This is a genomic window from Lysinibacillus sp. NPDC056232, from assembly GCF_042267565.1.
Lineage (GTDB): Bacteria > Bacillota > Bacilli > Bacillales_A > Planococcaceae > Lysinibacillus.
The window spans coordinates 25,113-33,729 of sequence record NZ_JBHJTF010000038.1 but is presented as its reverse complement, the minus strand read 5'-3'; the positions used below and the strand labels follow the sequence as shown (position 1 = coordinate 33,729).

The window sequence follows — 8,617 nt, the reverse complement described above, 5'->3', positions numbered from 1 at the left end:
TGTGCGAAAGCGCAGCGACAGCAACAGATGTTTTTTGTGCGAAAGCGCAGCGACAGCAACAGATGTTTTTTGTGCGAAAGCGCAGCGACAGCAACAGATGTTTTTTGTGCGAAAGCGCAGCGACAGCAACATGAGGGACTACACGATGTGGGTCATTTTGGCAATGCCACAGGACGTGGCGTTCTTAGACTGAGTTCCTTTATTTCAGCGGATGTTTGGACACCCGCTGAAATAAATTAATTGAAAAGCGCTCGGAGATGCTACTTCATCCACGAGAGCTTAATTATCAGAAGAGTAAACTTTTAACTCTTGGATTTAGTCAGCCATGACCATATTAGCATCATCTATCTCTTGCTCTTTTTTGCGCTGCTCTGCTGCTTCCATTTCTTCAGGTGTCAGCTTAACAATCGCAAATCCGATATATGCATAAAAAATTGAAATAATAGGTACTAGGAAGTTAATAATTGCATATGGCGCGTATTCCATGGCCCCTACACCTAATGTTGCTAAAATAAAGACCCCACAAGTATTCCATGGGAAGAATACAGAAGTTAATGTTCCCCCGTCTTCTAACGCGCGAGATAAGTTTTTCGAATGCAGGCCACGCTCTCGATACACATTCGCAAACATACGTGATGGAACAACAATTGAAATATACTGCTCAGAACATGTAGCGTTTGTTGTAATACATGCAGCAATCGTTGAAGCAACTAAGCTTCCTGTAGATTTAGCAAATTTCACAATGACATTCATAAGTGCTTTTAACATGCCGGAATATTCTAACACCCCACCGAATGTCATAGCCACAATTGTCATTGAAACCGTATTCATCATCGAATCTAAACCACCACGGTTAAATAGGTTGTCCACCATTTCATTGCCAGTTGAAATCACGAATCCTTCTTGTAAAGCATGTACAGCCATTGTAGGAGTGCCGCCTTGTACGAAGATTTGTAGTAAGAATCCCGAGATAATTCCGACAACTAAAGCTGGAATCGCAGGTACTTTTTTCGCTACTAATACAATTACGCCCACTGGTACAAGCAATAACCAAGGAGAAATGACAAAGCTTTCCTCCATTACTTTTAATGTTGTTAAAATGCTTTCTGATTTCATTGAAATATCTGCGAAGCTTCTTCCCATAATGCCAAATACAACGATTGCAATGACTAAAGCTGGAATTGTTGTATAAAGCATGTGCTTAATATGATCAAATAAGTCGGTACCAGTTAAACCTGCTGCGAGATTAGTAGTATCTGATAATGGTGACATCTTATCACCAAAATATGAACCCGAAATAACTGCTCCAGCAATCATTGCTGCAGGGATTCCCATACTTAAACCGATCCCCATACCAGCAACACCGATTGTAGCCATTGTCGACCATGAGCTACCAATTGCCAGTGATACAATAGCACATAACAGCATGATTGTTACTAAAAACCAAGCTGGGGAAATTAATTTTAAACCAAAATAAATCATTGTCGCTACGACACCGCCGCCAATCCATGCGCCAATTGTCAAGCCTACTAAAATAATAATAACAATTGCTGGTAAAGCTAGACGTATCCCCTTATACATCATTTCCTCAATTTCCATCCATTTAAATCCATGTATTTTGGCAACTACTGCTGCTACAGTTGTTCCGATAATAAGTGGTACGTGAGGACTTTGCTCTAACACAACTACTGTAATTAACATAGCTATAATCATTATTACAAAAGGCAGAAGTGCCCAACCAGCATTAATATCTTTTTTCATGAATCCATCCCCTTTTTTTGCACCAGTTGCCAATCTCGGTTGTCAAAGACGCAAATAATTTTTTACGTTTTTTAGCATAATATTCAAAAAATTAAAAGTCAACGCAAAAAAATTATGCTTCTTGAGCGATTTTGACTATTTTAGCGCAATAAAACGCTTTCAAATAGCTATTAGGGACAATCCGAAATATTCATACATTTCGATAAAAAATAAAATAAAAAAGAACTATATCAAAGAAATTTTGACATAGCTCCTTCTCGCAATCATTATTCGTATTCAGGTTTTTTTTCTAACACACAAGCAAGTACTTTTGCGGCATCCATTAATGCACTTCGTTCAAAAGTCATTTTTGGATGATGTAATCCAGGCGTTAAGTTGGCTCCAATACCAACCATCGTTGCTTTTAATTCAGGTTTTTTAACTGTGTAGAAATGGAAATCGTCACTTCCAGGTGTTGTTATTTCCCCAGCTAGATGCTCTTCCCCAAGTGTTTCAATAATTGCATCTTTAGCCATACGTGCAGCAACTGAAGAAACCTCGGCACCAGGCGTGAAATCTATCCATTTCCAGTCCATATCAATCTCAAACTGCTGCTGGATTGATGTTAAGCCAAACTCAATACGACTACGAAGTAATTCTAGTTGGTTATTTCGTTGCGCTCGAATATCCATTGAGAAGCTCGCAGTACCTGGAATAATATTCGTACTACCACCATCCGCAACAATCTTCGTTAGCTTTGCAGAATGAGGCTCAAAAGGTGATAAATGTATGCTATTGAGCATTTGTTGTACGGCCATAATCACATCGATTGCATTTTTCCCTTGATGAGGTCTAGCACCATGGGCATCAGTGCCTCGTATTGTTCCTTCTAAAAAATAAGCAGCACCATGATGGATAGCAGGTGATACCTTGCCAAGTGGCAGCTCTTCAATTGGTCTTAAATGCACACCAAATAAATGCGATACACCATCAACAGCTCCACGCTCAAAGGCAACACAAGCTCCATTCCCAAGTTCTTCTGCAGGCTGGAAAATAAAACGAACGCGATGTTGCAATGGTCGATCTTTCAGCAGTAATAAAGCGCCAAGCACCATCGTGATATTTGCATCATGCCCACATGAGTGGTTCGCTTGCCATTTCCCATCCACTTCCTGCCATAAAGCGTCTATATCTGCACGTACAGCAACCATTTCATCACCTGTACCAATTTCAGCAATTAATCCCGGAACATCCCCTAACAAACGATAGGATACATTTAACTCATCTAAAATGGACGCAATCTTTTTAGTAGTTTCGAATTCCTTCCAGCTTACCTCTGGGTATTTATGAAAATGTTCAAACCATTGATAAATTGCTTCTTCTACTGTTACTGCATTTGACATAACTACACCTCTATACGCATTTTTGTTTCTCATTATACATGAAACTATTTCTTAAAAGTACATATGGATTTAGACCTATATATATGAAAAACAAGGATATTTTATTAATATGACTCCATACAGTCGAAGAAATCAATATCGAAAAAAATGAGGCTCATCACCAAAAGTTGTGGATGACGTTTATTAAAACGTATGTCATATCGTGACGCTGATCCCCAAGGAGTCGCCCAGTCGGAACGGAAATCAACCACACGCTATGGTGATGATCCAAAAATGAATAATATATGCAAAAAAACAAAGGACTGTGTTAAAAGTAATTTCTACCTTTAGCACAGTCCCTCAAATAAATATTATAAACTTGTAAAAAAACCTTCTGGATATTCTTCATAATGTACCATTGTTAGTTGCTCCTCATTTTTTTCCTCTTCCATCGTAAACTCCATTTCCTGATCCATTAGATACGTTTCAAATTTTGAGTTTAACAACTTTTTCATTTAATCACCTCCATTTTTAATTTAATTGAATTTTCTGATAAAAGAATTATACAATGACCGTTGTAGAAAAAGCAATAAACGATGCTCATTATGCATAAAAAACATAAAAACAATCTACTTTTCAGATTAAAAATTTCATCAAAAAAGAGATGTATCAAATTTCGATACATCTCCCTTCATGGTAAGAGTTATAAACGAAGTGCTCGGTACATAAACGCCGTAAATTCTGCCCGTGTTAAGTTATCATTTGGTCTAAAATTGCCGTTTTCATCGCCTAGTGCAATGTTGTGGTCCGCAAGAGTGGTAATATATCCACTCGCCCAGTGTGATGGATCGACATCCTTAAACGTACTATTGCCTTCTGGCGTTAAGCCAAATGCAAGCACCATTATTTTCGTCATTTGGGCACGAGTAATATAGGCATTCGGACGGAAATTTCCATTTGAACCGTCAATAATACCCGCTTGTTGGAGTAATGTAATTTGTTCATAGTACGGATGGCTATGTGGGACATCCAAAAATGGTACAGCTTCTCGGAGTGGTGTTAGAGGTAAGGTACGTTCAATCATAAGGACCACATGCTGACGTTGAATCATATCATTTGGTCGGAAAGTGCCATCTGGGTAGCCTTTAATAATGCATCGATTCGCAATTTCTTCAATCATTTCTTTTGCCCAATTATTATCAATATCCTTAAACGTCGTTTGACATCCATTACTTTCTTTCATCCATTTTGCATACAAGGTTATATTGGATATTACTTCATCTTTTGCAAAATCCCACTCACTTGTCAGCTCATTATCTTTAAACCAGCCAGCAAATATTTGACCTTCCTTTGCTGGATTTGAAGGTGCTTGCAGCAAATCTCTATATACTACTGTTTGGGATGAAACTTTACTTCCTCCATTGGAATCAAAAGTGACAGTATAGCTTGGCGCACTTCCACCAGACCCTCCTTCTGAAGTATTATCCTTCGTCCATTTCGCATACAATGTGATATTTTCCGCTACTCTATCTTTCGCAAAATCCCATGCCGTTGTATGCTCTACATCCTTATACCAACTAGTAAACGTATGCTCACCCTTTACGGGTGTAGCTGGAGATTGCAGTAATTCTCTTTCCACAACTTCTACAGCTGATACTTCACTTCCTCCGTTTGAATCAAAAGTGACGGTATAGCTTTCTGAAGTTTCGTCCTTCATCCATTTCGCATACAAGGTAATGTTTTTTGTCACTACGTCTTTTGCAAAATTCCATGCTTCTATCAGTTCTTCATCCTTATACCAACCAGCAAACGTGTTCCCGTCCTTTACGGGTTTAGCTGGGAGTGATAGCAATTCCCCTTCTACAACTTCTTTAGCTAATACTTCACTTCCACCGTTTGAATTAAAAGTGACGGTATAGCTTAACTCTGAAGTTTCTTCCTTCGTCCATTTTGCATACAACGTAACATTTTTTGTCACTACGTCTTTTGTAAAATCCCATGCTTCTGACAGTTCATTATCCTTATAACAATCAGCTAACGTATACCCTTCCTTCATTGGGGCAGTTGGGGTTTTTACCAGTTCTCCTTCTTTCACTTCTTCTGATGTGACTTCACTTCCACCGTTTGAATCAAAACTAACAAAATAACTTAACTCCGAAGTGTCGTCCTCTTTCCACTTTGCATATAATGTTAAGTTTTCTTTAACTATATCTTTCGCAAAATCCCAAGATGTTGTCAGCTCCGAATCCTTATACCAGCCAGTAAATGTATATCCTTCCTTCACTGGGACAGATGGTACTTCTACCAATTCTCCAGCTGTAACTATTTTAAATGGAACTTCACTTCCTCCATTTGAATCAAAAGTTACTTTCACCTTACATTTATCCCAATTTGCATAGATTGTCATTGGCTGCATTACAGATTTAGTCCACTCAATAGTACAATTCGAATCTTCAAACCACCCATTGAAGTATTTAGCTCCTCTGATTTGAAAATCGAATGGGCCTCCATTAGGGTCAGAATTTAATTGAGGTGTCCCATGAAATATTACAAAATCCAATTCGTTTCTAGAAAATGCACCGTATTCAATTATCTCAACACTTGACGGGATTTCCACACTTGTTAATTGGTTATATGCAAACGCAAAATGTCCAATCGTTGTAACGCTTGACGGGATCTCTACGCTTGTTAATTGATTATAACTAAATGCAGAACCTCCGATATTCTTAACACCTAAAGGAATTTTTACACTTGTTAAAGTATTATCCTGAAATGCTTGATCCCCAATCTTCGTAACACTTGATGGGATCTCCACACTTGTTAATTGATTACTATAAAATGCACCCTTGCCTATAGTTGTAACGCTCGATGGTATTTTTACACTTGTTAATCGATTATTGTGAAATGCCGAATCCCCAATTGTTATAACACTTGATGGGATTTCTACTACTGTTAATCGATTATCATCAAATGCAAAACCTCCAATATTTTTAACACCCAATGGAATTTCTACACTTGTCAATTGATTATTATAAAACGCCTTATAGCCAATCTTTGTAATACTTGATGGTATCTTTACACTTTTTAGATACTTATTTGAAAACGCATATTGTTCAATTTCTACAACTGGTTTCCCTTTAATCTCACTCGGAATTACAATATCCTTCGCTATACCTTTATAATTTGTAATGGCAACACCATTGTCCACATCCTTTGTGACATAATCCTCTTCACTATCGCTGTTCGCATAAACAGGCAGATTACTTAATGATAATTGGGAGAATATCAAAAGTATGCTCATTACTAGTAAACTTGTTTTTTTCATTTTGTAGTATCCTTTCAATAGTTTGAAATAAATGGGTACCCATTTAATGGATACCCCTTATTTAGCAGTTATAAACTTTATTAAAATATTTTTTTGATAAATGAATACATCAACGTTTTCAAACTACCCAAAATGAAAAATAGTGTAGAACATATTACCGCTTCACTTATTTAGAATAGCAAAAGAGATGTATCAAATTTCGATACATCTCTCTTAGTGGTCATACTTAATAATCCGATTACCCGGTATATGAGATTCCCCCAACAAAAATATAGAACTTATCAGATAAAAAACCAAAAGCATCTTTTATAAACCAAGTGCTCGGTACATAATCGCCGTAAATTCTGCACGTGTTAAGTTTTCATTTGGTCTAAAATTACCATCTTCATCGCCTAGGGCAATGTTATGGTCTGCTAAAGCGGCAATATATTCACTTGCCCAGTGTGATGGATCGATATCCTTGAATGTACTATTGCCCTCTGGCGTTAAACCAAAAGCAAGCACGATCACTTTTGCCATTTCGGCACGTGTTATAGAAGCGTTTGGTCGAAATGCTCCATTTGAACCATCCACGATACCCGCTCGTTGTAGTCGTGTAATTTGTTCATAATTCACATGGCTTTTAGGGACATCCGAAAAGGCTACAGCCTCTCGAATTGGTGCTGGTTGTAATGCACGATCAATCATAAGCACTACGTGTTGACGTTGAATCATATCATTTGGTCGGAAAGTGCCGTCTGGGTAGCCTATAATAATGCATCGCTTGGCAACTTCTTTAATCATATCTTGTGCCCAGCCATGATCAATATCCTTGAAAGTAATGTCACAGCGCTTACTATCCTTCATCCATCGAGCATATAATGTTACGTCTTCTGTGACGACATCTTTTGCAAAATCCCATGCTTTTGTGAATTCTTTATTTTTATACCAGCCGATAAACAAGTAGCCTTCCTTCTTTGGATTAGAAGGGGCTTTCACTAAAGCTTTATATGGCACTGTTTGCGGAGGGGTTTTACTGCCTCCATTTGAATCAAAAGTGACAATATAACTATCCTTCTGCCATTTCGCATACAACGATATGTCTGCTATTACTTTATCTTTCGCAAAGTCCCATGCATTGTTAAGCTCTGCATCCTTATACCAATCAACAAATTGATAGCCTTCTTTCACTGGAGTGGCTGGGGTTTTCACGAGGTCGTTCATGACCTTAGGGTTAGTGATGGTACACTTTTGTTTTACTTGCAATAGAAATTCACCATAACGTGAGGTTGGTTTCCGTTCCATCTGGGGGCGTCCGATGAGCCCCCTAGAAGTCGCCCAGCCTCCACTCTAATCAACTTGTATACAAAACATACGTTTTAACAAATATCCTCCTTGAATCAAAAATGAATGATCTCGGGACAATAATCATTTGTTGCCGATTTTTACCCCCAAAACAAAAAAACTGTATCTAAAGTGATTTACTTCAGATACAGTCGATCTATTTTCCTTATTGAATAATGCCACAAGCAATTCTAGCACCAGAATTACCGGAAGGATCTGTTTTATAATCATCCTCAGATTCATGAATGATTAATGTAGTGCCTCCATCACGTAACAATGAATTGGCAGCATCTTTTTCTAATGTTAGCCCTTCAGCTAAGAAATTCAAATCCACTTTTCCATCTTCTCCAACTTCTAAATTTGGAAGATCTCCTAAATGATATCCCTTAGGATTAAGCTTTCCATGCTCTTTACTCGTTGGATTAAAATGAGGACCTGCTGATTCAAATGTTGGTGGTTCACACTTCCCAACCGAATGAATATGAATGCCATGTGTTCCGGCTGGCACCCCTGATAGTGCGAGTGTCATCTTAACCCCATTATCCTCTTCTTCAAAATATGCATTGCCATAGCTTTCATTATTTTTACCAATTACTTTCGCGGTTGCAGTTGGTCCTGAATTTGCGTTAACTGCCACTTTTTGCTCCTTCTTTTCAAAGAAACCACAACCACCGACAAATACTAATAAAGCAATCATGATTAAGCTCATTTTTTTCATAAAAATACCTCCTCTATTTCTGATGGTTGCCAACAATCTTTTCACTTATGCAATTTCAATGAGAATTTTGTGGATTATTGGTTAAGGAGGAAATTTTACAAAATCCCCTTCAATGGCCATTGACGCTTA

Annotated in this window: 7 protein-coding genes; 1 reads left to right on the top strand and 6 read right to left on the bottom strand. The window is 37.9% G+C overall.

Annotation, left to right across the window (positions count from 1 at the left end):
• On the top strand, positions 1-240 hold a 240-nt coding region (locus ACFCYJ_RS21900; protein WP_376076996.1), incomplete at its 5' end, for a hypothetical protein.
• A 75-nt stretch (positions 241-315) separates the two neighbouring features.
• Here the strand turns inward: ACFCYJ_RS21900 and nhaC are convergent.
• The 6 genes from nhaC to ACFCYJ_RS21870 form a co-directional block, all read right to left on the bottom strand.
• Entirely contained in the window at positions 316-1,761 is a 1,446-nt protein-coding gene (nhaC, locus tag ACFCYJ_RS21895; protein ID WP_376076994.1) for a Na+/H+ antiporter NhaC, read from the bottom strand.
• A 266-nt stretch (positions 1,762-2,027) separates the two neighbouring features.
• Complete coding sequence (locus tag ACFCYJ_RS21890) at positions 2,028-3,143, bottom strand: amidohydrolase (RefSeq protein ID WP_376076991.1); 1,116 nt, start codon at positions 3,141-3,143, stop codon at positions 2,028-2,030.
• A 350-nt stretch (positions 3,144-3,493) separates the two neighbouring features.
• The gene (locus ACFCYJ_RS21885) at positions 3,494-3,637 is read right to left on the bottom strand and encodes a hypothetical protein (RefSeq protein ID WP_376076989.1); all 144 of its coding nucleotides are present in this window, start codon (positions 3,635-3,637) and stop codon (positions 3,494-3,496) included.
• 188 nt (positions 3,638-3,825) lie between these two features.
• The gene (locus ACFCYJ_RS21880; protein WP_376076986.1) at positions 3,826-6,447 is read right to left on the bottom strand and encodes an InlB B-repeat-containing protein; all 2,622 of its coding nucleotides are present in this window, start codon (positions 6,445-6,447) and stop codon (positions 3,826-3,828) included.
• A gap of 306 nt (positions 6,448-6,753) precedes the next feature.
• The gene (locus tag ACFCYJ_RS21875; RefSeq protein WP_376076984.1) at positions 6,754-7,731 is read right to left on the bottom strand and encodes an S-layer homology domain-containing protein; all 978 of its coding nucleotides are present in this window, start codon (positions 7,729-7,731) and stop codon (positions 6,754-6,756) included.
• A gap of 205 nt (positions 7,732-7,936) precedes the next feature.
• Positions 7,937-8,488, bottom strand: coding sequence for a superoxide dismutase family protein (locus tag ACFCYJ_RS21870; protein WP_376076981.1), 552 nt, complete (start codon positions 8,486-8,488; stop codon positions 7,937-7,939).
• Positions 8,489-8,617 lie beyond the last annotated feature (129 nt).

Coding starts and splice junctions, on each gene's coding strand:
- nhaC (WP_376076994.1), bottom strand. CDS start 1,761: ATGAAAAAAGATATTAATGCTGGTTGGGCACTTCTGCCTTTTGTAATA.
- ACFCYJ_RS21890 (WP_376076991.1), bottom strand. CDS start 3,143: ATGTCAAATGCAGTAACAGTAGAAGAAGCAATTTATCAATGGTTTGAA.
- ACFCYJ_RS21885 (WP_376076989.1), bottom strand. CDS start 3,637: ATGAAAAAGTTGTTAAACTCAAAATTTGAAACGTATCTAATGGATCAG.
- ACFCYJ_RS21880 (WP_376076986.1), bottom strand. CDS start 6,447: ATGAAAAAAACAAGTTTACTAGTAATGAGCATACTTTTGATATTCTCC.
- ACFCYJ_RS21875 (WP_376076984.1), bottom strand. CDS start 7,731: ATGGAACGGAAACCAACCTCACGTTATGGTGAATTTCTATTGCAAGTA.
- ACFCYJ_RS21870 (WP_376076981.1), bottom strand. CDS start 8,488: ATGAAAAAAATGAGCTTAATCATGATTGCTTTATTAGTATTTGTCGGT.